Source organism: Turneriella parva DSM 21527 (genome assembly GCF_000266885.1).
Taxonomy (GTDB): Bacteria; Spirochaetota; Leptospiria; order Turneriellales; family Turneriellaceae; genus Turneriella; species Turneriella parva.
Genome location: NC_018020.1, coordinates 3,099,667 through 3,125,175, shown reverse-complemented (window position 1 = coordinate 3,125,175; position 25,509 = coordinate 3,099,667). Strand labels below are relative to the sequence as shown.

General features: G+C 54.5%; 22 protein-coding genes. 9 read left to right on the top strand and 13 right to left on the bottom strand.

The window, feature by feature from the left end; genetic code table 11:
- Positions 1-136 precede the first annotated feature (136 nt).
- On the top strand, positions 137-1,582 hold the full coding sequence (locus TURPA_RS14905) for a hypothetical protein (RefSeq protein WP_014804132.1): 1,446 nt from the start codon (positions 137-139) through the stop codon (positions 1,580-1,582).
- 5 nt (positions 1,583-1,587) lie between these two features.
- Here TURPA_RS14905 and trhO read toward each other — a convergent pair whose 3' ends face one another.
- The 3 genes from trhO to TURPA_RS14890 all read right to left on the bottom strand — a co-directional run bounded on the left by trhO (position 1,588) and on the right by TURPA_RS14890 (position 4,855).
- Positions 1,588-2,640: an oxygen-dependent tRNA uridine(34) hydroxylase TrhO gene (gene trhO / locus TURPA_RS14900; protein ID WP_014804131.1), complete on the bottom strand. Its 1,053-nt coding sequence runs from the start codon at positions 2,638-2,640 to the stop codon at positions 1,588-1,590.
- Positions 2,641-2,719: 79 nt separating this feature from the next.
- Positions 2,720-3,661: a bile acid:sodium symporter family protein gene (locus tag TURPA_RS14895; RefSeq protein ID WP_014804130.1), complete on the bottom strand. Its 942-nt coding sequence runs from the start codon at positions 3,659-3,661 to the stop codon at positions 2,720-2,722.
- A gap of 48 nt (positions 3,662-3,709) precedes the next feature.
- Positions 3,710-4,855, bottom strand: coding sequence for a citrate/2-methylcitrate synthase (locus TURPA_RS14890; protein ID WP_014804129.1), 1,146 nt, complete (start codon positions 4,853-4,855; stop codon positions 3,710-3,712).
- 140 nt (positions 4,856-4,995) lie between these two features.
- Between TURPA_RS14890 and TURPA_RS14885 the strand changes: the two genes are divergently transcribed.
- The 4 genes from TURPA_RS14885 to TURPA_RS14870 all read left to right on the top strand — a co-directional run bounded on the left by TURPA_RS14885 (position 4,996) and on the right by TURPA_RS14870 (position 9,054).
- On the top strand, positions 4,996-6,045 hold the full coding sequence (locus tag TURPA_RS14885; protein WP_014804128.1) for a glycosyltransferase family protein: 1,050 nt from the start codon (positions 4,996-4,998) through the stop codon (positions 6,043-6,045).
- Between the two features lie 146 nt (positions 6,046-6,191).
- Positions 6,192-7,310 carry a BamA/TamA family outer membrane protein gene (locus TURPA_RS14880; protein ID WP_157210513.1) on the top strand — a complete coding sequence of 373 codons (1,119 nt, stop codon included), beginning with the start codon at positions 6,192-6,194 and terminating at the stop codon, positions 7,308-7,310.
- Positions 7,307-8,026: a hypothetical protein gene (locus TURPA_RS14875; protein ID WP_014804126.1), complete on the top strand. Its 720-nt coding sequence runs from the start codon at positions 7,307-7,309 to the stop codon at positions 8,024-8,026. Before TURPA_RS14880 ends, TURPA_RS14875 begins: the two co-directional genes overlap by 4 nt.
- Positions 8,023-9,054: a CapA family protein gene (locus TURPA_RS14870; RefSeq protein ID WP_014804125.1), complete on the top strand. Its 1,032-nt coding sequence runs from the start codon at positions 8,023-8,025 to the stop codon at positions 9,052-9,054. Before TURPA_RS14875 ends, TURPA_RS14870 begins: the two co-directional genes overlap by 4 nt.
- A gap of 37 nt (positions 9,055-9,091) precedes the next feature.
- Here the strand turns inward: TURPA_RS14870 and TURPA_RS14865 are convergent, their stop codons facing one another.
- The 7 genes from TURPA_RS14865 to TURPA_RS14835 all read right to left on the bottom strand — a co-directional run bounded on the left by TURPA_RS14865 (position 9,092) and on the right by TURPA_RS14835 (position 18,341).
- A complete protein-coding gene (locus TURPA_RS14865; protein WP_041948553.1) occupies positions 9,092-11,668 on the bottom strand; it encodes an ATP-dependent Clp protease ATP-binding subunit in 2,577 nt (858 codons plus the stop codon).
- A gap of 161 nt (positions 11,669-11,829) precedes the next feature.
- Entirely contained in the window at positions 11,830-12,675 is an 846-nt protein-coding gene (locus TURPA_RS14860) for a hypothetical protein (RefSeq protein ID WP_041948552.1), read from the bottom strand.
- Positions 12,676-12,734: 59 nt separating this feature from the next.
- The gene (locus TURPA_RS14855; RefSeq protein ID WP_157210512.1) at positions 12,735-13,184 is read right to left on the bottom strand and encodes a hypothetical protein; all 450 of its coding nucleotides are present in this window, start codon (positions 13,182-13,184) and stop codon (positions 12,735-12,737) included.
- Positions 13,185-13,494: 310 nt separating this feature from the next.
- The gene (rho, locus tag TURPA_RS14850; protein WP_014804121.1) at positions 13,495-14,943 is read right to left on the bottom strand and encodes a transcription termination factor Rho; all 1,449 of its coding nucleotides are present in this window, start codon (positions 14,941-14,943) and stop codon (positions 13,495-13,497) included.
- Between the two features lie 170 nt (positions 14,944-15,113).
- Complete coding sequence (locus TURPA_RS14845) at positions 15,114-16,526, bottom strand: DUF4398 domain-containing protein (protein WP_014804120.1); 1,413 nt, start codon at positions 16,524-16,526, stop codon at positions 15,114-15,116.
- Positions 16,526-16,861, bottom strand: a complete 336-nt coding sequence (locus TURPA_RS14840; RefSeq protein WP_014804119.1) for an STAS domain-containing protein — start codon at positions 16,859-16,861, stop codon at positions 16,526-16,528. Before TURPA_RS14840 ends, TURPA_RS14845 begins: the two co-directional genes overlap by 1 nt.
- Positions 16,862-16,952: 91 nt before the next feature.
- Positions 16,953-18,341 (bottom strand): S41 family peptidase, encoded by a 1,389-nt coding sequence (locus tag TURPA_RS14835; protein WP_014804118.1) that lies wholly within the window; start codon positions 18,339-18,341, stop codon positions 16,953-16,955.
- Positions 18,342-18,469: 128 nt separating this feature from the next.
- On the opposite strand from TURPA_RS14835, the gene TURPA_RS14830 reads away from it, so the two are divergent.
- Genes TURPA_RS14830 through priA form a run of 4 tightly spaced genes read left to right on the top strand, consistent with a single transcriptional unit; the run spans position 18,470 to position 23,652 of the window.
- Positions 18,470-19,159: a LolA family protein gene (locus TURPA_RS14830; RefSeq protein WP_014804117.1), complete on the top strand. Its 690-nt coding sequence runs from the start codon at positions 18,470-18,472 to the stop codon at positions 19,157-19,159.
- Positions 19,160-19,164: 5 nt separating this feature from the next.
- Positions 19,165-20,274, top strand: coding sequence for a helix-turn-helix domain-containing protein (locus TURPA_RS14825; RefSeq protein ID WP_014804116.1), 1,110 nt, complete (start codon positions 19,165-19,167; stop codon positions 20,272-20,274).
- A 49-nt stretch (positions 20,275-20,323) separates the two neighbouring features.
- A complete protein-coding gene (locus TURPA_RS14820) occupies positions 20,324-21,673 on the top strand; it encodes a MiaB/RimO family radical SAM methylthiotransferase (protein ID WP_014804115.1) in 1,350 nt (449 codons plus the stop codon).
- Positions 21,670-23,652, top strand: coding sequence for a replication restart helicase PriA (priA, locus tag TURPA_RS14815; protein ID WP_014804114.1), 1,983 nt, complete (start codon positions 21,670-21,672; stop codon positions 23,650-23,652). The genes TURPA_RS14820 and priA overlap by 4 nt, the downstream gene beginning before the upstream one ends.
- Here the strand turns inward: priA and rplI are convergent.
- From rplI to rpsR, 3 genes are all read right to left on the bottom strand, one after another.
- Positions 23,649-24,092, bottom strand: a complete 444-nt coding sequence (gene rplI / locus TURPA_RS14810) for a 50S ribosomal protein L9 (RefSeq protein WP_014804113.1) — start codon at positions 24,090-24,092, stop codon at positions 23,649-23,651. The genes priA and rplI overlap by 4 nt on opposite strands.
- On the bottom strand, positions 24,092-25,132 hold the full coding sequence (locus TURPA_RS14805) for a DUF2232 domain-containing protein (RefSeq protein WP_014804112.1): 1,041 nt from the start codon (positions 25,130-25,132) through the stop codon (positions 24,092-24,094). Before TURPA_RS14805 ends, rplI begins: the two co-directional genes overlap by 1 nt.
- Positions 25,133-25,210: 78 nt before the next feature.
- Positions 25,211-25,495 (bottom strand): 30S ribosomal protein S18, encoded by a 285-nt coding sequence (gene rpsR, locus TURPA_RS14800; protein ID WP_014804111.1) that lies wholly within the window; start codon positions 25,493-25,495, stop codon positions 25,211-25,213.
- Positions 25,496-25,509: the final 14 nt, after the last annotated feature.

Sequence of the window (25,509 nt, the reverse complement as noted above, 5' to 3'; positions counted from 1 at the left end):
TTTTCTCTATCCTCATATACCTCTGGCTTCTCATGCCCTGGCCCATTTCGTAGCTATGGAATTCCGTAGCCAGAGCACGCAATTTGGGGCTGTTTTTTGCTTTTCACCCGCCTCGACCGAATGCGCGCTACAGACTATGCGAATTTTGACCCCGCTTTCGGGCCTGCTGCTGCTCGGCCTTGCGACTATCGGTTCGGCCGCCACGTTCAAAGATGCCGTGAAGTCCATGGGCCCGGGCAACACCGGGGCCCCGCTCGCGCGCGATCTTGTGACTGTGCTGCACCTGATGAGTGAAAAACTGCAGTACGACCAAAATGCGAAGCAGTTTTTCAGCTTCATGAACGATGCGCTCGAAGACTTCGACTTCGCGCGCATCTACAACAGCCCGTATATGCAGCCGACGCAGGGCGGCTTTCGCAGCGTCACGCTGAATGGCCGAAACACGGGTACGAACTACCAGGTGGCGCTGAACCCCGACCCCACCGACTATTCTGCGCTCGGCAATGCGCGTGCCGAATACCGCATGCGGCAGAACGACCTCGACAGCAAGCGCACGTACACGGCGCAGCTCGACTTCGATGCGGCCCTGAAAAAATTCGACGCACAGGCGATGGCGCGGCTCATTGAGAATATTCTGCGCGTTGTGGATGCAGAAAATATCAAAACGCTGCGCGCCAATGGGTCGGCACTCTGCCCTGAAATCACCGGTGATTTTCGCCCGGTGGTCGACCAGGCCGCAGCCGATTTGCCGCAGTCGGCTGCCCTCTTCTGCAAATATGTGGAGCTCAAGAGCATCGGCACGCCGCGCTCATCGGGCGGCAAGAGCTACACCGAGATCGCGATGCGCGGCAAATTCAGAATGAACGCGCTGGAAAACGATTTTCCGCAGTTCAAAAAGTTCATGAAGAACATACGTAATCTGTTCGTGCTGCAGATTTATACCAGCGACACCAAAGGGCGCAACCTGTCTTCGTTCGTGATCAACGCGCAGACCGAAGAGTTTTACCTCGCGTTCAACACGGCAGGCGGCAAAATATTGCCGATGAACAAAGACCAGACACCGGCCTTTGCCGACGCCATCTCTTTCAGCGGTATCAATGACCGAAAGTTCTATTTGTCGTTTAATCTCTTCGTCAATGTGCACGGCCTCAAGATCAACACCGGCAACATCGGCGCCTACCTGCGCTACACGACGAATAACGAGAACCTTTCTTTTTTCGCGAAACTGACGCACATGCCCGAGGGCAAGGTTTCAGGCGCGCTGTTCGGAGTTCTGCCGACATGGCTGATTGACCTGTCGATTCCGTCTGACCTGCAGACCCTGATGAATTCATTCACCGAAACGGTGTTCAAGGCCAATAATGGCGAAGGCAGCCGCGCCGAAATCGCCTGGAAAAAGCGCGGCGGCCAGGCCGTGATGCATGCCTCGGCTTCTACCGAATTTCTCGAGAATCGCTTTATTCGCATCGGCATGAAAATCTGGGTTAAAAAATTCAGACCCAATGAGCATGTACAAGAAGACATCCGCCGGTTTATTGGGGGCTATACCCGGGCGCTGCTGAATGACCTGAACGCGATGTAAGCCGATCAAGCCGGGGCGCGAACGCGTATTTTTTTGCTGAACCAGGTCTTGTTTTTGAGAGTCGGGTCTGCCTGCCTCAGCGCACGCCGCTCTTCTTCGGGTAAGAGACTGATACGATGGCATTCTTCGCTGCAACAATCACTGAGTCTAGTGCCGCAGGCATCGCACTGCACCATGAGTACATGACAGCCCTCGTTCGCGCAGTTGAGCTGCCGGTCGCTGGCTGCGCCACAGATATGGCATTTCGCAAGCACATCATCGGTGATACGCTCGCCCAGTCGCTCGTCGAAGACAAAATTCTTTCCCTTAAATTTTGACGGCAGTTGCTCTTTCTTCACGGCATGCGCATAGTTGATGACGCCGCCTTCGAGCTGGTAGACGTTCTTGTAGCCATGCTTTCTGAGATATGCACCCGCTTTTTCACAGCGAATGCCCCCGGTGCAGTAGATGAGAATCTTGTCGTCTTTTTTGTCTTTCAGCATTTCAGCCACGAGCGGTAACTCTTCGCGAAACGTCGGCACGTCGGGGCAAATGGCATTTTCAAACCGACCAACCTCTGATTCATAGTGGTTGCGCATGTCGACGACGATCGTGCCGGGTTCTTCGAGAGCCTTGTTGAATTCGAGCGGCTTCAGATGCGGCGCGGCGACTTTTTCATCGATGGAAAAATCACCCAAGCCATCATTGACAATGTACTGTTTGACCTTGATTGTCAGTTTAATAAACGAATTTCCATTATCTTCAACCCCGGGATTAAACCGCATCGAACCGAACCCCGGCCGTGTCTCAAGGCTTGCGCTAAAACTCTGCAGATGCTCTTCGGGCACCGCTAACTGTGCATTGATGCCTTCATGCGCGAGATAGATGCGCCCCAAAACACCCATTGCACTCCACTCGCGATAGAGCTCGTCGCGCAGCGTGCGCGGCTCTTCAATACGCAGGTAACGGTAGAATGAGAGCGTGCGTCGCTTAACCGGTTCAAGCCGCGCCAGCAAATCTTGCCGGCTATAACGGTTATGCAGCATCTCTTTTTTGACCAGATTACGGTGGCGTGCCATTTGAAAAGCCTTTGGCCTCGGCAGAAGCCAATACGGGCGCATGCGGGGGGCGAGACAGCGCGTCACGCAATGTACTTACTCAATTGACGGGTCGCCCCGCCGCACCCGCGTGCGTGACGGCGCTTCTGGCAAACCATGCCGCAATGAGGCTGCCGATCAGGCTGTGCATAAGCGAAGAGATCGCGCACGGCACAGCCGCAAGCGCTGTGAGGTGTTTGGTTGCAAGCACGACACCTAGCCCTGAATTCTGCATACCCACTTCGATCGAGATGGTACGGCATTGAACTTCAGGTATTCGCAGCAGGCGCGCGAACAGATAACCTAATAAAAAGCCGCCAGCGTGTAAGGTAAAGACTGCCGCGATGATTCTGAGGCCACCCGATAGAATCGCGGTTCGCGAGCTGCCAATAATCGAAGCGACAATGAGGGTGATCGCGATGACTGCGAGAAAGTTGGCTGAGTGTTCAAGCCTGCGCGCAATTTGCGGAAGCAGACGCCTGGCGCCGAGCGCCAGGGCTATCGGCAGCAGAATAACCAGCGCCGTGTCGCGCGTCATCGCGACCGCATCGACAGGCACCCGGGCGCCAATCAGCCAGGCTGAAAGCGCCGGCGTCAGAACTGCTGCGGCAATCGTTGAAACGGCGGTCATGGTAACAGAAAGGGGTACATCCGCCTTTGCGAGAAACGTAATCACATTCGACGCTGTGCCTCCCGGACAACACGCGACCAAAATGAGCCCTGCCGCAATTTCGGGGGGCAGAGAAAAGGCAAGCGCGGTGGCAAACCCCAGCGCCGGCATGATAGTGTATTGCAGAAAAAAACCCGTAGCAACCTGACCGGGCTTTCGCACGACGCGCTTGAAATCAGCGGCCGTGAGACCAAGCCCCGTAAAGAACATGATGAAGGCGAGCGCAATTTTGATGTGCAGCGGCCCAAACCATGTAAAAATCGCCGGATATACAAGCGCCATCGCACTTGCTGAGCCGGCGATTAAAGGAAAGAGTTGGGTTAAGCGATTCACGAGAACTAATACTTACTTGTGCGCTTTGCGCACAAGTAAGTATCAGAATCATTTTTCTGGGGGATGAAGGTCGCGTGCTCCCTCGTAGATGACGCGTGGGCGAAACAGACGGTTGTTTTCGTGCTGCTCGATGTGGTGCGACACGAGACCTGCGAGGCGCGAGCAAAGAAAGATCGGTGTGTAAAGGTCGATGGGCACGTTGATGAGGTAATAGAGAAGCGCGATCGGATAATCGGCGTTCGGGTAGAGTCCTTTTTCACGCGCCATCGTTTTCTCAATAGTCTGGTAGATCGAATAGAGGTCTTTGCCGTCTGGGCGCTGGTCGACAAGCTTGGGGATATAGTCTTTCATGAGAAATGCGCGCGGGTCGTATTTCTTCATGTAAACGCGGTGGCCAAAGCCCATGATCTTGTCTTTGCGCGTGAGTTTGCCCATGATGTAGCTCTCAGCGGTTGCAGGCCCGCCTGTCTTGTTGACTTCGAGAAACATCTGCATCGCCGCTTCATTGGCACCACCGTGAAGGGGGCCCTTGAGCGAAGCAACCGCACTGGCACAAGAACCGTATATATCAGAGAGCGTCGAACTGACAACGCGCACAGCGAATGTTGAATTCGGCATTTCGTGTTCAATATACGTGGTGAGAATCTTGTCGAGCGTGTCGGTCTCAACCGCAGTCGGCTTCGAACCTTTAATCATGTGCACGAAGTTCTCTGAATAACCCATAGACTTGTCAGGTTTGACAAATGGCAGGCCCATGATCGCGCGGTAGCTATTGACCGCGATCGTCGGTGCTTTCGCCAGAATTTTGAGAGCCTTCTCTTCGTTCGATTTGGTAGAAGTGTCCATGAGAAAGTCGTGCTCTTCATAGCCACCAAGAATCGAAATGCCGGTGCGCAGAGCATCCATCGCCTGCGTCTTCTTGGGCAGAAGTTTGAAAATTTCGTACATCTCGTTCGGAATTTCAGCCTGATCCATGAGCTTCTGCTCAAAGGCCTTCGCCTCGGCATCGGTCGGAAACTTGTTGTAAATCAGCAGGTAGGCAACCTTGATATAAGAGGTTTTCTGAATCAGCTCGATCAGGTCGTAGCCGCGCACGACGATCTGCTCTTTTGCTTCGTCGAGTAATGAGAGTTTGGTGATACAGGCGATGACGCCATCTAAACCGGGTTTGTAATCTGCATATTCGTTTGCCATTTTGTCTCCTCTGGTTGCTGCCTGAAGGCAGGCCGTGTGTGCGCTCATAGACAGAAACTGAGTCACAGCGACTACTTTTTTGAAAGCCCAGGCTGCGTATTCGCTTTACGGCGCCGCTTCGCCGCAGAGCAAATACCTCTGTGCCTGAAAAGCGGGTGTTATTGTTGCAAGATTGGTACGCAGAGAACGACCTGCTCAATCCGTCTTTTTTTGCGTTGCTCGAACTTTTTCCGCAGGCGCAGGTAGGTTTTCTCAAGAATCTCGAGCGCAGCGTGCCTGCCGTGCTACGAGACCGCCATGTCGAATTTTACGCCTCGCGCTTCGCGCGCAAGGCATTCGAGAACCTCGAAGAGCTGATCGCCGCTGAAGCACTGATACCCATTGATGATTTTGACCTCGTCTTCGTAAACACGCGCGGTTACCTGAAACACCTGCGCCGTGAAAAATCGGCGACGACGCGAATCATCGCCTACCAGCACGACCTCTTACCCTATCTGTGGCGCGTCGACGTTGAGGCGCTGAACGCCCCGAGAACCGCCGAACTGTTGCGGCTGCAAGAAATCGACCTCGAATACAGCATGGGGGTCGACCTGACAATCGCCGCCAACTACGCTTTGCGCGCGACACTCGCCGCATTGACGCGGCAGAAAGTGCCACTCGCTTATCCGCTCGTCGACGGTGAACTGTTTTTCCCGGACACAAGCGCCGAAGCCGAATATTTTCTGGCGACCGAAGCCACCGATTTGCCTGCGCTCGTGCACCTGTTTTCGTGCGTGACCGACAAACTCGTGATTATGGCAGAAGAAAAACCCGACAAACTGTTGAAAGAACTGAAACCCGACAACATTTTCTATACGGGTAAAATTTCGAATTCAGAGAAGGCATATTATCTGGGCGGCGCGAAAGCGCTGATTCTCGGTGAAACACGCGAACTCGATCATCTGGGTCTGGCTGCACTCAAAGCAGGCGTACCGGTCATCGCACACCCATCGCAGGGCATGCATGAATTTCTGCACGACACCGATCTCGGCCATGAACTGCGTACCGGCTCGGCCGAAGAAATTCTTTATCTGGTGCGCAGTTACCGCGAACTCCGACCCGAGCGCGAAAGTATTCACTCGGGCGTCGAATGGCTGAACCGGGAATATTTTCTGCGCCGGTTGCGCAAGGCGCTGGACCACCACACGTGACGTGCGGTTGCGCTCTGCCCGCAAAGCTCGCCTGTGCGCTGGTATTCTGCTGCGCCCTTAGCGCCGGGGTAAAGCCGCTTTCGCCCCAGGGGGATTCACCCCGTACTCTAAAAAAGATCTCTGTTTCAGGCCTGAACCGTACTGACATGCGGGTTGTGCTGCAGTACGTACCGGCAAAAGAAGGCGACAGCGCTGAAAATATAGATACCGACTCAATCCGCGACAGCGTCGCGCGACTCAGCATCTTCGCTGAGCAGCAGGTAACTCTCACTGAAATTTCTGACGGGGGTCTCTGCCGGGCAGAATGCCATTTGCAGATTCTCGTCAAAGAGAAGTGGAGCCTTTACCCCGTGCCGGTATACGTCAAATACCGCGACACCGAAATTGGCGGCGCGTTTCTCGTCGAATCGAATCTTTTCGGCCAGAACAAAGGGGGCGTCATCGGTGGGCTGATCTCGAACCGCGGGTGGCAGGCGCTCGCCGGGTATACCGACCCGCACATTGGCTACAGCCGTTTTTCGACGACGATGCGCTATCTGACCGGGCGGGTGTTTCTTGAAGATGCCACAACCACCGGAGTTGTGACACGCAGCTACACGCTGATGCGCCACGATTTTCAAAGTGCGACCCTCTATGAAATTCGCCACCACCTGTTTCTGGGGGTGCTCGCGGGCCTGCGCTCTGCGCAGGTTATCGATTCGCCTGCCGTCAACTCGGCAATGAATCTAAATTTTGGAGCGAGGTTCCGATATTCAGATATAGTGCCGCAGGGATATTTTCAGCAGGGTTTTGAATCGACGCTCGATCTCGAACAGGGTGTCGCTGCTCAAGGTGAAAAGCTGCACGTAATCTCGTCGGCCACTGCCTGGCATTACCGCCCATTCAGAAAACAATTTCTGTCACTGCTTTACTCATTCCAATGGTCTGAATATCCCGCTGTGCTCGAGCAGCGCCTCGGTGGCTGGCAGGGCACACGCACTTTACCTGCACTCTTAATACCCGCCGACCGCTTTACCGTTGCGGCAGTCAATTACCAGTACGCGTTGTTCGAGTTTCCTTGGGTAACTTTTGCCGCGATCGCCTTTGTCGACGCCGGTGCATTTGCGCGCGACCGGGAGAATGCAACCTACTTCTGGGGCCCGGGGGGCGGTGTGCGTATGTACCTCAGCCAGATGACGATACCCGCGCTCGGGGTCGATGTGGCACGCGACATGGTATCGCGCCAGCTGCAAATCAGCTTCTTCTTCGGCTATAACCTGCAATGAAAGCGACCTTACTTATCACGGGCGACAGCAAAGACTTCGGTCATGGCCATCAGGTGCGCATGCACAACCTCGCGCTTGAGCTGAAGCGAAGGCAATTGACCACCCTGCACTCTGTCGCTCAGCCGGGCGAGGTGCTCAGGCTGCCACTTGAAGTGGGCGTCGTCGTGCTCGACCGCCGCGACACAGACTTCAATACTATCGCAGGCCAAACAACCGCCGTCAGCGTGGCGATCGATAATCGCGGCGCGGCGCGCGCACAGGCTGACATCGTGATCGATGCGCTGCCTCATATGTCGATGACCGCAGGTGAATACGAAAAAGCACTGCGGCATGTAATTTTACCGCGGCAGCTCACCGCCATGCCGTCAGAAGTTGCCAAAGCACGAATCACGCTATGCCGCACAAAGGCAGAAGCAGAGGCGAATGCGGATTTCAAAGCCTCATCGGGCGTACTTTCGCCAGCAGATTATCTCACGCAGATGCAACTGTCTTCGAGGCCTGCACTCTATTTTGGCCAGGCGCTTTTTGAAGCACTCTATGCAGGCAAACACGTTCAGCTTTACCCCATAAGTGACTACCACATGCAGCTCGCAGAAGACCTCGTGCGCCGGCTAAACGAGAACAATGCACTGTTGCAGGCACTTGATGGCCTCGGGCTCACAAGAGTAGCCGACCTCTTGCAAGGCGTGCACAGAAAAAATCAGGGAAAGCCATGAAAAAAATAGTAATCCTCATAATGCTGGCCGCACTGGCCGGGCATGCCGCGCCGAAAAGATCTGAATCCATCATCACCATCAAGGCAGTCGGTGACATCGTGCCGGGAACTCTCTACCCTGAAAAGCGTGTGCCGGCAGATCCGTACGAAGATATTTTCGCGCCGATTCAGCAATACCTTTCGGGCGCCGATATTCTGTTCGGTAATTTTGAAAGCACACTGACTGACTACCCGAAAACCAGCAAGAACACTTCGAGCAAACACGTCTTCGCATTTCGCACGCCACCGTCGACAGCGAAGGTGCTGAAGCGGGCCGGCTTCGGCGTGCTCAGCACAGCCAACAACCATTCAGGCGACTTCGGCGAACGCGGCTTTAACGACACGATGCAGAATCTGAAAGACGCGGGTATTCTCGCCGTCGGCCGCAAAGGCCAGATAGGCTACAGCAAAGCCGGGGGTAAACGTGTGGCCTTCATCGCCTTCAGCTATTTTCGCAAGCACAACTACATTCACGACCTTGCCGAAATGCGGGCGCTTGTCAGCCGGGCGCGCGAGCAGGCTGAAATCGTCGTCATCTCGTGCCACTGGGGCGGCGAAGGGGAAAAATTCTTACATACCAGAAAAGAGACCGAAACTTTTTTCGGTGAAAACCGCGGCAACCTGCCCCTTTTCGCGCACGCAGCCATCGACGCCGGCGCCGACCTGATTCTCGGTCACGGGCCACACGTTGTACGTGCACTCGAACTCTACAAGAGCCGGCTTATCGTCTATTCACTCGGCAATTTTATTGGCTACGGCGCGCTGTCGTCGCGGGGCAAAACAGGACTCACGCTCGTGCTCGACGTGAATCTCGACTCTACAGGTAAATTTCTCTCAGGAAAAATTCACCCGATGAACATGCCTGAAAAATCACTGCCGCGCTACGACGCTTCGGGCAGAACGATTGAGCTGATGCGCAGTCTTACGCAAAAAGATTTTCCGCATACGCGGCTCGAGATTGGCGCCGACGGTAACATCACTGTAAAGTGATGCTCACCGCCTGCGTAAGGGTAGGTTTGAACCTACCCTACGCAAACTCGACGGTGTCGAGCACCCGCTTCGCGACAATCTTCTTGCCCTGTTCAGCCTTGCCCTCGAGCAATGCTTTGGCCAGCGGGTTCAGCAGCAGGTTCTCAATGGCGCGTTTCATCGGGCGGGCACCATATTCTTCATCAAACCCATGTTCGATAATGAGCTTACGCACATCGGGCCCGACTTCTAGCTCAAGACCACGCTCGCGAATCTTGCCGACGACATGGTCGATCTGTAGGCCCGCGATACTTTCGAGGTGCTTTGCTCCGAGACGGTGAAACTGTATTACACCGTCGATGCGGTTCAAAAACTCTGGCCTGAAGAAGCCGCGCACGGTGTCGAGCACGCGTACTTCTTGCTCTTCGCTGTTGAGCTCTGCATTCGCCAAATGTTCTGAACCCAGATTCGACGTCATAATCAGAATCGTATTGCGAAAGTTGACTAAGCGGCCTTTCGCGTCGGTCAGCCGGCCTTCGTCAAGAATCTGCAGAAACAGATTAAACACGTCGGGGTGGGCCTTCTCGATCTCGTCGAACAAGATGACGCTGTAAGGGCGGCGACGCACCTTTTCAGTCAGCTGCCCGCCTTCGTCATAGCCTATATACCCTGGAGGCGAACCGATCAGCTTCGCAACCGAGTGTTTCTCCATATATTCGCTCATGTCGATGCGAACCAGCGCCTTGGCGTCATCGAACAGATACTCAGCCAGAGCTTTTGCGGTTTCGGTCTTACCGACCCCCGTGGGTCCCAAAAACAAGAAGCTGCCGATGGGTTTATCTTCGTCGGCGATACCTGCCCGGTTGCGGCGAATGGCATTAGCAATCGCTTCGACCGCAGTCTCCTGACCGACAACACGGCCATGCAGCGCGGTCTCGATATTGAGGAGTTTTGTTTTCTCAGAGGTGAGCATCTTCGCAACAGGTATGCCTGTCCAGCGGGAGACTATTTCTGCAATGTCTTCTTCAGTCACTTCTTCTTTGAGCAGGCGTAGCTCGGGACTTTTACCCCGCACCTGCTGAATCGCCGCTTCGAGCTTTTTCTGTAACTCAGGAATTTTGCCGTAGCGCAATTCGGCAACGCGGTTCAAGTCACCTTTGCGCTCTGCTGCCGCCTCTTCGGTTTTGAGTTTTTCGATCTCTGCCTTAATTTCTGTCGAAAGACCCAGGTCTTTTTTTTCGGTGTCGAGTTTCACCTTCATCGCCTGAAATTCTTCGCGCAGCTCGCTCAGCTCTTTGCGTACGGCGTTCAGCCGCTCGACGCTGAGCGTGTCATTCTCACGGTTCAGAGCCGTTTCTTCGATCGTCAGGGCAATGATGCGGCGATTGAGGTCGTCGAGCTCTTGCGGCATTGAATTGCGCTCAATCTTGAGTTTGGCGCAAGCCTCATCGATCAGGTCGATCGCCTTATCGGGTAAAAAGCGGTCAGCAATATAGCGGTTCGAAAGCGTCGCCGCTGACACGATCGCTGCGTCGGTGATGCGAATGCCGTGGTGAACCTCATAACGGTCGCGTAGGCCTCGCAAAATTGTCACGGCATCTTCAACAGACGGTTCGCTCACGTAAACGCTCTGAAACCTGCGCTCGAGCGCAGAATCTTTCTCGATGTGTTTCTGGTACTCTTTGAGGGTCGTCGCGCCGATCAGGTGAATTTCGCCGCGCGCGAGCGCCGGCTTCAGCATGTTCGCCGCGTCGAGCGAACCTTCGGTCGCGCCCGCGCCGACGACAGTGTGTATTTCATCGATAAACAGAATCAACTTATCCTGGTTGGTGCGCACCTCATCGAGTACCGCCTTCAGCCTCTCTTCGAATTCGCCACGGTATTTTGCCCCGGCGATGAGCGAACCCATGTCGAGCGTGACCACGGTCTTGTCGCGTAAGATATCCGGCACATCACCTGAAACGATGCGGCCGGCAAGCCCCTCGACAATGGCCGTTTTGCCCGTGCCCGGTTCGCCGATCAGCAGCGGATTATTTTTGTTGCGGCGTGATAGAATCTGAATCGTGCGGCGAATCTCTTCGTCCCGCCCGATCACCGGGTCGAGTTTGCCGCTGCGCGCAAGTTCGTTCAGGTTTTTGCCATATTTCTGCAGCGCGTTGAACTTGGCTTCAGGGTTGTCTGAATCGGCCTTCTGGCTGCCACGCAGCTCTTTGAGCACACTGGCGAGCCGGGCGCGGTCGAGCCCGAGCGCAAAGAGTTCTTTCTTCAGCGCAAAATTACCATTTGTATAGGCGAGCAGCAGGTGCTCGAGTGACAGGTACTGGTCGCCAAGGCCAGACATCTCTTTCTCGGCGAGCTGCATGAACTTGCGTGCATCGCCCGAGAGATTTTGCCCCGGTTCAAAATTGCCCTGCGCACGCGGCAGGCGAGCGAGATAACTCTCAAAGAGCTCTGTCGCCTTTTCGGGCGAGATGTTCAGCCGGTGCAACACCTGCACGGGTAGACCGTCGGCCTCATCAAACAGTGCCGCCATAAAGTGCTCGGGCGTGATGTCAGCGTGCCCCAGCTCTTGCGCTTTCGCCACGGCACTCTGGTATACCGCGCGCGTCTTGATTGTCATATTTTCGCCTGCCATATTTTCCCCCGGCGGTGCAGTTCCACCTGCTGCCGCGCCCGCCAGAGTGATAGCACTCTAACGTCTATAGTGCTAATATATCAAGGCTAGAATGAGACGGCTTTTTTTTGTGAGGATATAGGCGCGGTATGCTTTGGCGCGCGTGGCCGTTTTGGCTCGCCCTAAAGGTTCTGTTTCAACCAGGCCGCGTCGATACGGCGCGGGAAAAACAGGCCATCTGTACCCAGATGCGGGCTGTATTTGCCGCGCAAAGTGATCTCGAGGCATTCAGTACCCTGCCAGGCTGACGTGTTCTTATATAGTTGCTGAATCTGTAATCTCAACGTTTGGTAGCTCACACCCGAACCAAAGTTGGTATCAAAGTCAACGGCAGTGCACCTGCCCTTCACCGACGCCCCGAGTACGCGTGGCTTACGAATGAACGAATCGATGAAGTCTTTATCCTGCTCGGCGCCCGAAGGCCCGCGTATCAGCTCATTCAGCCGCCCCTTCAGATTGCCAGCCGCCGCTGTCGGGCGTTCAAGCATCGCGAGAACAGGCTGGCCCTTGGAGTTCAGCTTGTAAAAGTAGAATTTGCCCATGGCCTCGAGCCGTTCTGGGTCTGCCCGGCTTTCGATAAGCGTGTCGCCCGCTTCTTCGGCGAGCTCTGCTTTGAGGTTACCGGGTTCTGCGACCATCGGCACCTCATCTGCAGCGACGTTACGCGAAACCCGCGCCTTCTCAGAAGTCTTGGGCTGCGGCGCCGAAGTCCCGATTTTCTGCGTCAGCCACTCCCGCGCTGTTTTGCGCCAGCCAGATTCCTGACCGGTTGCGCGCCCCTGCACTTTACTCACCTTTTGCGGCGTTGCGGGTTCGGTCAGGCGGTCGATCGCGAAAAAGCCCCAACCAATCACGCCCAAAACGAACAGAATGGTGACGAGATTCTGCCCGTCACCCCCCGCTGGTTTTCTGCCGCCACGGCTCACATATGAATATCGGCATTTACGCCACCTTCCCTTGATGGCCACACCGCAAAATGGGCAAAATAGCCACGGCGACTACAGAGAGGTGTCAAGAAAGTCACCGCTCAAGTTGCGTTCTGCACCCGGTAGATCAGGTCTTTCAGCCGCAGACGAAAGGTGCCTTCATACTTTTCCCCTGCCCGGTTCTCGAAAACCAGCCTCGTCTTACCGACCACCAGACTTTCGAAGAAAGTCCGCCATTGTTGCCGGTCAGCGTCTGTTGCCTCTTCAGGCTTCACAAACGGCAGAAAATCCTGGTGCATGCGGCGCGCGAAGGCTTCACGATCGTAGCGCTCCTTGTATTCAACCAAAGCTTCAATCATCAGAGCATTGCACTCGGCCAAACGGATCTCGCCCTCGCCCAGAGGGCAGCGCACCTGAAATGTGTTGGTGTCCAGAAAACCCGTCGCGCGGTAGTTGCGTTCGACATCGCTGAGCACCGTGTCACGCGATGGCGCGCAGAAGGCTGTGAGCGTAAAAATGAGGATAGAGAATACGAATGAGGGCAACCGCACTGCGGGAGATTTGCAGGTCTGGCAAAAGCCTCGGGGTTTTCCTTGGGAAACGCCTGCCAATAGAGCGTTGACCTCATGTTCAATGACTGAAGCGCTTCTCCGTGCCCTAACCCCATTGCATAAAAAACGCAAGTCTGGCAAAAGCCTCGGTGTTTCCAAGAGGAAATAAGCTACTGCGCGAAAAAAGCAAGTCCAGCAAAAGCCTCCGAAGCGGAGACTCGAAGACTCGTCGCGGCGTTTCCCTTGGGAAACGCCTGCTAAAGCGCTTCGCTGCCTTTGCCGGACAAAGAGTCGCATTTTTCGCGCATTGCTAACCGGTCTTCATACTATCCAGAAACGCCTTGTTGCTCTTCGTGCCGCGCATTTTTTCGAGTAGCAGTTCCATGCTTTCGACAGTGGAAAGCGGTGCGAAGACTTTGCGCAGAATCCAGATTCGGCTGACGTCTTCTTTGTCGAGCAGCAGTTCTTCGCGGCGGGTGCCTGAACGGTTCATATCGATTGCAGGGAAAGTGCGCTTCTCGACCAGCTTGCGGTCGAGATGCAGCTCCATGTTACCAGTACCTTTGAACTCCTCAAAAATCACTTCGTCCATTTTGCTGCCCGTGTCGATGAGCGCCGTTGCGATAATCGTCAGGCTGCCGCCCTCTTCGATATTGCGCGCAGCCCCGAAAAAGCGTTTCGGCTTGTGCAGAGCGTTTGAATCAACTCCGCCTGACAGAACCTTACCAGAAGAAGGTATCACCTGGTTGTAAGCACGCGCAAGACGCGTGATCGAATCGAGCAGAATAACGACGTCGCGCTTATGTTCGACAAGGCGCTTTGCCTTTTCGATGACCATTTCAGCGACCTGAACGTGCCGGTTCGCGGGTTCGTCAAAGGTCGACGCAATCACCTCGCCACGCACGCTGCGTGCCATGTCGGTCACCTCTTCTGGACGCTCATCGATCAAGAGCACCATGAGCGTAACTTCAGGGTGGTTTGATGTAATTGCATTGGCGATATCTTGCATCAGCATTGTTTTGCCGGTGCGCGGAGGTGCAACGATCAGACCACGCTGGCCCTTGCCGATCGGCGACACCAGATCGACGACGCGCATCGAAAGTTTTTCAGCGCCGGTTTCGAGTTTCAGATGCTCTTGCGGATACAGCGGCGTCAGGTTGTCGAAATGCACGCGGCGCATCGCTTCACCCGAAGCAACGCCGTTGATCGTATCAACGCGCATAATCGCAAAAAAGCGCTCGTTGTCGCGCGGCATGCGAATCTGCCCATACACGGTATCGCCCTTGCGCAGCGCGAACATGCGAATCTGCGCGGGTGACACATAGATGTCGTCTGGCCCCGCCAGGTAATTATAGCTCGCTGAACGCAGGAAACCGTAGCCGTCGGGCATGACTTCGAGCACGCCTTCGGCATACACCTGACCCGAATTATCCGATTGCTTTTGCAGAATGGAGAAAATCAGAGCAGGCTTCTTGAGATCAGCCGGATTTTCAACCCCGAGAGACAAAGCCATCTCAACCAGTTCATTCATGTTCTTGTTCTTGAACTCGCTGATTTCCATCTTACGGCCGTTGGGGTTCAGCACATTACTTTGCGGCCGGGCCGGGGCGGCGGCCGCAGGGGCTGCTGCTGCCTCTTCGACGTCTTCGGTGGCGTCGCCGTTGCCTGACACATCTTTGCGTGGACGCAGCTTAAACTTCACTTTCTCATTGCCGTCTGCAACAGCTGTCTCTTCTTCGGGTGATTTCTTACGGGCCATTTTTCCTCTTTGGTCTTTTAATCTTCTCAGCAGTGAACCGCCTAAGCGGTGTTGTATAATTGCGGGGTTTGGATATCAGGGCCAGGCGCCTGATTCAGTCGATGCGATTGGGGTTTAAATCTGGTTAATAAATGCCAACGGGCCGCATAGACGCGGCCCTTCAGCTCTCCTTATTTTTTCTTGGGGGGAATTTTGAATACCTGACCGGGATAAATCAGGTCAGGGTTCTTGATTTTCGCTTTATTCGCGCGGTAGATTTTTGGCCACAGGCGCGCATTGTTGTAGATTTTTCTGTAACCGGCGATTTTCCAGAGGCAATCACGGTTTTCAGGAATATAGCGCACTTTGTATGTTTTCCAGCCTGCGCCCATCTCTTCGCTTTCTTCTGGGGTATTCTCGGTAGACTCGGTGCCGTTTTCTTCAGAACCATTGCGCTCTGTGCCATTGGCCGTTTCGTCACCTTTACCCAAACCTGCACGGTCGCGAGCCTGCGCGAGCAGAACTTCTGTTTCGGGCAGTGAATCGGTAAGAATCTTCGCGAGGCGGCTTGCCTCTTCAGATTGTGTCGCTGATTCGCCGTATGCCTTGTTCTTATTTGCTTCACGCGCTGCCGCAAGCGCTTCTTTGGCCGCCGTCAGGTTTTCATCTGCAGTCTTGAATGCCTGCTGCGCTTCTTCATTGCCTTCGAGCGCTTTTGCGGTTTTTTTGTCGCTCGCCCGCGCCTTCAGGTCATTGAGCTTGCGCTCCGCAGCCTTCACGTCGGCTTCAGCCTTGGCAAGCTTCGTGCGCGCTGCATCGCGCTGTGAGAGCGCCAATGCTTCTTTCGATGAGACCTTCGCTGCCTGAATTTTTTCGTATGCCGATTTCAGGCGTTTGTTCTCGAGATCGCCGCGGGCATGGCCTGCGTCGTCTTTCGCCTTCTTCAGTGTGTCGGGTGCGCTCTGTGCAGCACCGGCGCGTTCTGCAGCGGCAATCGTATCGTCGATTTCTGCGAGATCACGCTTCATTACTTCGATCTGTGCTTCTGAAGTTGTCAGCGCCGCTTTCGCCTTTTCGCGCGATTCTTCAAAGAGGTGGTATGAACTTAGATAATCTTTAGACTCGTAATACTTATCGCCCTGAACCAGGCTTGCTTTCGCCGCACCGAGTTCGCTTTCAGCGAATTGCTCTGCGTTCGCCTCTTCTGCCGCGCGAATTGCCGCTTCGGCTTCAGAGCGTGTGTCTTGCGCCAGCTTTGGAGCAGATTCGTCGTACGCGGCATCGGCAAGCTTCTTTGCTTCGACGGCCTTTTCTTTGGCGTCGCTCATTTTGTCTTTTTCAACCAGATTGTGCGATTCAAGCAGCGCCTTTTGCGCGCCTTCAAAGTTCTGCGGCGAATATTTAGCAGCCTTTACTGTCTCGGCGCGTGCGATTGCAACCTTGGCAACGCCCATGTCTTCCATGGGTATGGGGTCGCCGCAACCCACAGCCGTCGCCAGCGTGGCGAGCAGCAGAGTGGCCAGTGTTCTTTTGATTCTTGCAGATGATTTCATGTAGACTCCAGAGTTTGAGAGGTTAGAATAGGCTGCGTTCGCGGCCATCATTATTTGAATTTCGCCAGGGCTTCGCCCTCTGATTCGTAGATTTCAAAGAAGCTAGTGAGTTTGGTGAGTTCGAACACTTTTTTGACCGAAGCATAGACGTTGATGATTTTGAGGCCACCCTGATATTTCTTGAGGTTCGAAAGGCTTGAAATCAGCGCACCAATACCCGACGAGTCGATGTACGACACCTTTTCGAGGTTGATGATTACATTATATTTTTGAGCTTCAATCAGCTTCTGGATAATGTCTTTGATCTCAGGCGCGTTATACAGGTCAATTTCACCCTGAATGTCGAGTATCGTGATGGCGTCTTTTTCTCTCTGGCTGATTTCCATGGTATTTGCTCCGGTTAGGTATTATTAAACGCATCCTTAACGCGTTTTTTATCGTCAATCAAAAAACATATTTCAATGTCTGACCGGGTGATCAGATTTTTTTCATCTCGTCGATGGCCCGCTGCAACTGCACGTCAAATTCAAGATCGATCGTCTGGCGCGGCTCACCTTTCGTCAGTTCATCTTTCAGAGTGCGCTTCGCGGCATAGTCGCTCAGGGCAAGGCCCTTTGCAGCGAGCAATTTCTGAAACTTTTTCACCGTATCGGGCGTATAGGCCTTGTTTTCCTTTACGAAATCCTGCAGAATCTTCTTCTCTTTGATCTCTTTATAATGGCGGCGGTCGTCTTTGTTGAAATCGAGCGCCGGTACCGTGATATCGGGCTCTATGCCCTTCTTGTGAATCGAAACACCAGAAGGAGTGTAATATTTCTGAATCGTCAGCGCCATTGAGGTACCGTACATCATGCTGATCACATTCTGCACCGAACCTTTGCCGAACGTTTTCACGCCGATAAACTTGCCGCGTTTATGGTCTTTGATTGCGCCGGTGACAATTTCGCTCGCCGAAGCCGAACCTTCGTTGGCAAGAATGATGAGCGGCATATCGGCAGCTATCGCCGCCGAGGGGTCGGCGTTAAAGACGCGGTCGAGCTCTTTCTTGCGCCCGCGCGTCGAGACGATTACTCCCGATTTAATGAAGAAATTGCTGATGCGGTGCGCGGCATCTAGCAGTCCGCCGGGGTTCCAGCGCAGGTCAAGAATGAGCCCTTTGACCTTCTTCTTTTTGAAGTCTGCAAGAGCCTTGGCCAGATCTTCGGTGGCAGTCTGGTTGAACTGCTTCAGGCGCACATAACCGAGTTTTTCTTTTTCGAGGTATTCAGAGGTAACAACCTGAATCTTGATGACTTCGCGCACGAGGTCGAATGACAGCATCTCGTCTTCACCCTCGCGCACGACGCTGATGTTGACCGAGGTGCCTGGTTTGCCGCGCAGTTGCTTTACCGCGTCGCTGAGCGAAACATCACGCGTCGTCTTTTTATCAATTTCAATAATTTTGTCACCGGGCTTTATGCCCGCGCGCATCGCCGGCGTACCGTCAATCGGAGAGACCACGGTCAGCACGTTGTCACGCTGCGAAATTTCGATTCCCAAACCACCAAAGTTGCCCCGCATCTCAGTCTGCAGCTCAGTCGTTTCTTCTGCAGTCATGAAGCGGGTGTGCGCGTCGTCGAGCGCGCCGAGCATGCCACGAATTGCCCCGAACAGCAGCTGCTGGCGCGAGACATCGTCGACATAATCGTTGCGCACGTGAAAGAGCGCGGCGTTAAAAAGTTCGGTCAGCCCCTCTTCTGAAATTTCTTTCTTCGCATTCGCGTCCATCTGGCCGGCAGTGGCGGCGGTAAACAGAACGAGGCAGATGGCAAGGCCTAAGATTTTTTTTCGGCGATCCGCTACAGCGGAAGGGGTTTTAGTGCTCATGATTTACGTCTTAGGTGCCATCGTTACATCAGGATTCTCGGTCAATCACTTTTGATTCTGCAGGTTGATATTGTTTGACAGCCTGTTTCTCAATCACTTTTTCAAATCGTTTACCACCCTAATATACCATGAAAAAACTGCTTCTGATACCCATATTATTCGTTGCGGCGCTGCCTTCGGGCGCGCCGCGGGCCGATAGCTTTATACATCCTTCTGATGTTGCGCGCCAGATGCAGGCGAAATTCAAGGCGCTGAAAGGTTACCAGGCAGATTTTTCGCTGAGCATAAAAGACACGAATAAAACGCGCGTGAGCTCGGGGGTCGCAACTTATGGCGAAGGCGGCAAGCTCAATTTCACCTTCAGCCAGCCCGCGGGTGACGTGATCGTCAGCAATGGGCAGATGCTGTATGTTTACGTAGCGCGCCTGAAGGCAGTCGGCAAGCAGCCGCTCAAGAACAAAGACAAAGACGGCAAGTCACTCTACAGCGCCGGCACTGCCGAGGGCCTCAGCAACCTGTTTCGCCGCTATCATTACCGTTTTGACAAACCTGAGCAACCGCGCGAAACCGACGGCGGCAAGTACTACATACTTGAGCTCAAAGAAAAAGAAATTACCGGCGGCTACGACAAAATTACGCTGCTCGTTGAAACAGAAAGTTATCTGATACACAAAATGCGTGCGTCTTCGCCGAGCGGCCGCAGCGTTGAACTGACCTTTTCGAATATAAAGCTGAATCCGGTGATCGACGCAAAACTGTTCCAGTTCAAAGAACCCGACAACGTGAAGATTGTCGATAATCCCCTCACTACGGAGTAATGGTAATGACCGCAGGCGCACTATTAAGAAAAACGCGTGAAGAAAAACGCATCTCGATCAGGCAGGCAGCAGACGACACAAAAATCACGTCGCGCCACCTTCAGGCGATCGAAGACGACAACTACCTGGTTTTTCCCGGCGAAACCTATGCATTGGGATTTCTCGCGAGCTACGCCGTTTACCTCGACGTTGATCCTGAGCATGTGAAGCGTCTCTACAAAGGCTCGCAGCTCACAGAAACAGAAACGCCGCTGCACGAGCTGATGCAGCCTACGGTTCAGATCAGCGACTATGTCGAGAAGTTTGCAAAGCCACTCATCATCATCCCGGTGGCCGTGATTGTCATTGCAGGTATCGTCATGCTCGTCAGCCATTTGAGTTCAGACAAGCAGACTGTGACCCCGGGCAACGAAGCCGCTTCGAATACCGTGACGGGCTTCACCAAGAACTCGAACACTGTACCCGAAGTCGAATCAGACCACGTGAAACTGCAGCCGGGCCGGCCGAGCCCGCAGATTATCAAAAAAGGCCGCGCGATCAGTTTTTCGGTTCAGAATACAGAAGTTTTTCTTGTGCTCAGAGACATCATTTCAGACGAAAAAACCGGCAACTACAAAGTTGAATTAGAGGTATACCCCGGTCGCAAGAAATACACACTCAAAGAAGAAGAGCCGATAGACCTTGAAGACCCGGCAATACCGAGAAAGTTCAAGGCGACGCTTTCAGGCGTGACGGCAAACAATGCCAAGATCGTCATCGACCTCGGCGAAGAGGTTCAGCCTGCTGAAGGTGAAAACCAGACCGAAGTGCGCGTTTCAAACCCTGATAATTTTCTGATTCGCCTCGAAGGCACCCTCACGGGAGACACCTATATCGAGGCCTTCGTCGATGGCAAACCCGTTAAGCGCGGCCTCGTACTGCGCGGCACCCACCTTCTGTGGGAGGCCAACGACAGCATACAGATTAAGGTCGGCGATGCAGGCGATGTCAATCTGAGCGTGAACGGCAAGCCCGAGGTTTTTGGCAAGAAAGGCGCAGTCGCCAACAAGATTATTCGCAAGATGCGCGACCCGGTCGAGCAGTCGAAATTTAAGATCGTCATTAAAGATGCTTGATATTTTGGGCTGCCAGGCAGCCCAAAATGGTGTAGATTGAGGGCAGAATATGAAGAAATCAGCCGCAGACCTGTCGTTTCACATCGAGACCCTCGGCTGCCCCAAAAACCGGGTAGACTCGCGGCGCATGCGCACCTCGCTGCTGCGCCTCGGCATGCATGAGGCGAAAAAGGCCGAAGCCGCCGATTTTTTTCTTATCAACAGCTGTTCTTTTATACGCGAGGCGCAAGAAGAGACGATTCAGACGGTCTTCAACGCCCTCAAGGTTAAAGAGAAAAAATCACCGAATATGAAGGTAGGCCTCGTCGGCTGCTTTGTCGAGCGCTTCTCTGAGGCGGTAAAACAAGATATACCTGAACTCGATTTTACGATCGGCACGCAGCGCTACCACGAAGTCGGGGCGCTCATCACAGAAAAGTTCAATGTGGAGCCATCGGGTCATGCTGCGGCTCTGCAAAACGAGCTACAATCGACGAACGCCGACTGCCTGCGCCCCTTCACCTGGCTGCGCATTGCGCAGGGGTGTGACCGCAAATGCGCTTTCTGCATTATACCCACAATACGCGGCAAGCTCGTCACTTACCCTGTGAAAGATGTCGAAACCCAACTTGGCGACGAACAGGCATTGCGCGGCGATACCGTGCCGATTCGCGAGGTTGTCTTGGTGAGCCAAGACACGATCAGCCAGGGCGTTGCGGCGCTCGAAGAGGTGATCGCGCACCTGTCGGCGAAGCCCGGCATCGAATGGATTCGCCTGCAATACCTTTTCCCTGACCGGCGCGTGCCTGAACTTCTGCAGCTGTGGCGCAAGTACCCTAAACTGACGCCCTACCTCGATATTCCATTTCAGCACGTTTCGCCGCGGGTGCTGACGGCGATGAAACGGCCTTCTGACACGGGGCTTTTCAGCGAAATTATTGGCGAAGCGCAGAATATCGCAGAAGACTTTGAAATCCGCACTTCTTTTATAGTGGGTTTTCCCGGCGAAGAGCAGAGCGATTTCGAAATGCTGAAAGACTTTGTGACCGGGCACCGTATCGACAAACTGGCGCTGTTTCGCTATTCACACGAGGCCGGCACGAGTGCAGGCGACAAGCTCGCCGAGACTCTGACCGACACCGTGAAATATGAGCGCATGAATGAACTGCGCGAGCTGCACCTGAACCGCCGCAAAGAATACGCATTGGGCCTCATCGGCAGGCGCGAGCGCATGCTCGTCGACGAAATCGCAGGGGGCGAAGTGACGCTGCGCCGTGCACACGATGCACCTGAAAGCGATGAAATCGTTACCGTAACGCAGAGCCCGGTTTCGCCTCTCAAAGTCGGCGACATGCCACTCGTCGAACTCAAGGCATATACAGAATATTCGTTTTTGGGCGAACTTGTTTCAAACCCGTGATCTGCCGCCTCTTCGTCGGGGCGGAAACAGAACATCCGCAGATTCTATTCGCCGATATCGAACCCGAAATAGCGTTACTCACCGGCCACAGGCTTGAAAGCGATCAGGGCGTTGTCGTCGTGCTCGATCGAGCGGCAGACGACCATAGCGTCACGCCGGGGCATTTTCACTTCAAGCCGAAAACAGCCGTTCAGGTTTTGAACTCCGACGCTTTGCGGCTCGCCGGCCTGGTCGCAGAGCAATACTTTGTATCAGCGGCAGACGCCCTGCCCCTGATGCTGCCTCCCTATCTGAAACGCCAGCCCAAGCTGCCAGAAAGACTCACCGCTGCATTGCCCGAAAAGCCCGAACTCAGCGCGGCGCAGGCGGCGATTGTCGAGGCAATTCAGAACAAATCCGCAGGCGAAACCGGCGAACACATTCTCTGGGGCGTCACGGGGTCAGGTAAGACACGAATCTATGAGTACCTGATCGAAGCGGCGCTAGAGCGCGGCGAGCAGGTGCTGCTGCTTCTACCCGAAATCGCGCTCTCGGGTCAGCTCATGGAAATTATGACGCGGCGTTTTCCTGAGCATACCGTGCTGTACCATTCAGGCCTTTCAGACGGGGAAAGGGCGAAAAGCCACGCGGCCTTTATTTCGGGCCGCGCATCGATTGCGATCGGCACGAGGTCGGCCGTATTTTTGCCAGCGGTGAACCTGGGTCTCATTATTATCGACGAAGAGCACGATGCCTCGTACAAAGACATGCGGCAAATTCGGTTCGACACGCGCACCGTCGCACGCCTGCGGCAGCAGTTGCCTGAAAGACCGCTCACGCCCAAACTGTTGCTCGGTTCAGCCACACCGACACTCGATACGCTCATGCGCGCGCGAACCGGCGAGGCTTTGCTGCACCGGCTTCGCCACCGCGCCACGGGTCAAAGCCTGCCGAATGTATTTGTGCCGCCCTACACCGTGCAGTCGGGGCTCATCGGCCCGTTCTTGCACGACAAGATGCACGAACACCTGAGCGAAAAAAACCAGGTTCTGCTGCTCATGAACCGGCGCGGCCACAGCACGCATGTGCACTGCGCGACCTGCGAAAGCTTTGCCGAATGCCCCCGATGCAGCGTGGCGCTGACCTACCACAAAGACAACGTGCTGCGCTGCCACCAATGCGGCTTTCAGCAAGACTACAGCCGTGCCTGCCCCGTCGACGGCACGCCGCGCCAGCTGACCGGACGCGGCATTCAGCGGGTCGAAGAAATACTCGATGGCCAGTTCTCTTCTTATTCGTATGCGCGCCTCGACCGCGACACCGCACGCAAACGCGGGTTTGCCGACGATGTCATGCAGACCATGCGGGATGGCGGCATCGATATTCTCATCGGCACGCAGATGATCGCAAAAGGTTTTGATATCGAGGGCGTGACGCTCGTAGGAGTTCTCGCGATCGACCAGATGCTCACCGCCGCAGATTTTCGCGCTTCAGAAAATGCCTGGCAGCTTCTGTCTCAGGTCGTCGGCAGATCGGGGCGGCACAAACCGGGCGAGGTCGTGATTCAGACGATGGCGCCCGAGCACCCGGTGATTCGCGCCGCTCAGGCGCACGACGCCGATGCGTTCTATCAGCACGAGGCGGATATCAGGCGCAAGACAAAGTACCCGCCCTTTGCGAGCCTCGCGCGCATTCTCATGACGGCAGACGACGAGAACTATCTGCACCGTGTGGCCGAAAAACTCGCGGGCGACCTCGCGCCGGCAAACACCGCGCAGCTTTTTGCGAGCGATGCCGCGGCTACGATTGAACTGCTAGGCCCGGCTCTGCCATCGGTGAATAAAATTGAAAATGTTTATCGGGTGCAGTTTCTGATTAAGGCACCGCATGAAGCGGCACTCAGAACATACGCCACGCGCATTCTGCCGGTGCTACACCACTACCGCAGAAATTTCAAGACGCAGCTCTTTTTAGATCTGGAACCGAGAGAGATCAATTAGCCGGCAACAACGTGCAGCTGAATCGTGGCGTTCACGCCGTCGTGAAGCTTGATCTGCACCTTATAGTTGCCGAGTGCCTTGATGTTGTCATCGAGTGCAATCGAACGGCGGTCTACCTGAAAGCCCATCGCTTCGAGTTGCTTAGAAATTTGAATGTTCGTGATGCTGCCGAAGAGCTTGTTATCTTCGCCGACTTTTGCCTGCAGTGTGACTTCTTTGCCATTCAGCTGCGCGGCGAGTTCTTCAGCCGACTTTTTGCGCTTCGCGATCTTGCGCGCCTGTACCTGCTCGAGAAAGGCCTTTTCTTTTACCGAACGCACTGTTGCGTTCATGACGAGCCCACGGGGAAACAGAAAGTTTCGCGCGTAGCCGTCTTTTACTTCTTTAATATCACCGGCACGGCCGAGTGTCGGAATGTCTTGTTTCAGAATAACGCGCATCAGCTCAAATCGGAGTCTGTGACAGGGCGTAAAGACCTTTTCCGCAGGGCAAGCCAGACCTCAAGCAGCCCAATCGCCAGAAAAATAATCGCCATGAGCGGTATCAGCTCTGGCATCCACAGGCCTATCAGCATCGCGCCCAGCGCTATCCAGTGCGCCGGCATCAGCCGCACCTCAAAAAAAAGCGCCGCGACACCGATACCCTGCAGCATGTATAAGAAGAGCATCACCATGAGGCCATTGCGAAAATAGAACATCAGCGGCTTAAGCCCCTCAACGCGCAGAGCCCCGACAAACCCGGCGCCGCAGACAATAAGCGCCCACACCCAGGTATCGGGTATGCGAAAAAGGCTCATATGCCCCTGCACCACATTCTGTTTGAAACGAATGCGCGCAAAAATGCGCAGAAAGACTCCCAGGCAAAGAACGGCGGTAAAACTGGATATGAAGATGATCGTGGGGGCGTAATCGAGCAGCTGCACGCGAAAATCAACGATTGGCTGCCCAGCGGCCTGCATGCGCTGCGCCCATTGGTTGTACGCCTCGTCGAGAATCTGCTTCAAAACGCCGGTCACCCGGTATTCGTAGGCCGCCACGGTAAACGACACGACAGATGACGCGATGGTAAAGACAAGTAGCAGTGCGGAGTTATAACCAGACAAGAATGCATCGCGCTTCTGCCAGATTTTTTTTAATTGTACGGTGAGCGAGAGGTATTTCTGCACCCGGCCCTCGACATCGGGAATACGCTCAATTTCGGCCTTCAGCTCACGCCGGGTCGGTAGCGGCATATTCAAGAGCTTAAATATTGCACTCGTCGGGTTGAGCGCGACGACCCAAACACCTGAGATAAAATAGAAAATTGCTGCTCCACCGGGCAAAAAGGCTTCGACACGCATGCGTCCCGGAAGAAACAGAAAAAGACCAGTCACAACGACAACGCTCCACAGCCAGATGCGGCGATCGAAGTTTGATTTGTAGAGATAGATGGGAACCAGAGCGAAAGCCAGGCTTAAGGGAAAACCCAGCAACAGCTCCATGGTCGTTTTAAAGACTGTGTCCGTTCGCCGCGAGGCAAAACGAACACAGTTTAGACGACCATGAAACCATGCGAGTCGTTACACTGAGAAAGGCATGAAGCCTGCGTTGCGGGCTTTCTTGATTGCCTTCGCCACGAGACGCTGGTGCAGCGCGCACGTGCCGGTCAGACGGCGGGGCAGAATTTTGCCTTTGTTCGAAACAAGCTTCACGAGAATGTCGACGCGCTTATATTCGATTGCCATATCTTTCACTTCGCAGAAGCGGCAGGTCTTCTTTTTAAAGCGTGGGCCGCCGCGGCCACCGCGACGATCATCACCGTCGTCTGGCCCCCTGCGTGGTTCTCTGTCTTGACGTTCTTCCATAATTTCCTCTTTGT

Coding starts and splice junctions, on each gene's coding strand:
- TURPA_RS14825 (WP_014804116.1), top strand. CDS start 19,165: ATGACCGCAGGCGCACTATTAAGAAAAACGCGTGAAGAAAAACGCATC.
- TURPA_RS14820 (WP_014804115.1), top strand. CDS start 20,324: ATGAAGAAATCAGCCGCAGACCTGTCGTTTCACATCGAGACCCTCGGC.
- TURPA_RS14830 (WP_014804117.1), top strand. CDS start 18,470: ATGAAAAAACTGCTTCTGATACCCATATTATTCGTTGCGGCGCTGCCT.
- TURPA_RS14875 (WP_014804126.1), top strand. CDS start 7,307: ATGAAAGCGACCTTACTTATCACGGGCGACAGCAAAGACTTCGGTCAT.
- TURPA_RS14845 (WP_014804120.1), bottom strand. CDS start 16,526: ATGATGGCCGCGAACGCAGCCTATTCTAACCTCTCAAACTCTGGAGTC.
- TURPA_RS14890 (WP_014804129.1), bottom strand. CDS start 4,855: ATGGCAAACGAATATGCAGATTACAAACCCGGTTTAGATGGCGTCATC.
- TURPA_RS14805 (WP_014804112.1), bottom strand. CDS start 25,132: ATGGAGCTGTTGCTGGGTTTTCCCTTAAGCCTGGCTTTCGCTCTGGTT.
- TURPA_RS14840 (WP_014804119.1), bottom strand. CDS start 16,861: ATGGAAATCAGCCAGAGAGAAAAAGACGCCATCACGATACTCGACATT.
- trhO (WP_014804131.1), bottom strand. CDS start 2,640: ATGGCACGCCACCGTAATCTGGTCAAAAAAGAGATGCTGCATAACCGT.
- rpsR (WP_014804111.1), bottom strand. CDS start 25,495: ATGGAAGAACGTCAAGACAGAGAACCACGCAGGGGGCCAGACGACGGT.
- TURPA_RS14870 (WP_014804125.1), top strand. CDS start 8,023: ATGAAAAAAATAGTAATCCTCATAATGCTGGCCGCACTGGCCGGGCAT.
- rho (WP_014804121.1), bottom strand. CDS start 14,943: ATGGCCCGTAAGAAATCACCCGAAGAAGAGACAGCTGTTGCAGACGGC.
- TURPA_RS14905 (WP_014804132.1), top strand. CDS start 137: ATGCGAATTTTGACCCCGCTTTCGGGCCTGCTGCTGCTCGGCCTTGCG.
- TURPA_RS14835 (WP_014804118.1), bottom strand. CDS start 18,341: ATGAGCACTAAAACCCCTTCCGCTGTAGCGGATCGCCGAAAAAAAATC.
- TURPA_RS14865 (WP_041948553.1), bottom strand. CDS start 11,668: ATGGCAGGCGAAAATATGACAATCAAGACGCGCGCGGTATACCAGAGT.
- rplI (WP_014804113.1), bottom strand. CDS start 24,092: ATGCGCGTTATTCTGAAACAAGACATTCCGACACTCGGCCGTGCCGGT.
- TURPA_RS14880 (WP_157210513.1), top strand. CDS start 6,192: ATGCGGGTTGTGCTGCAGTACGTACCGGCAAAAGAAGGCGACAGCGCT.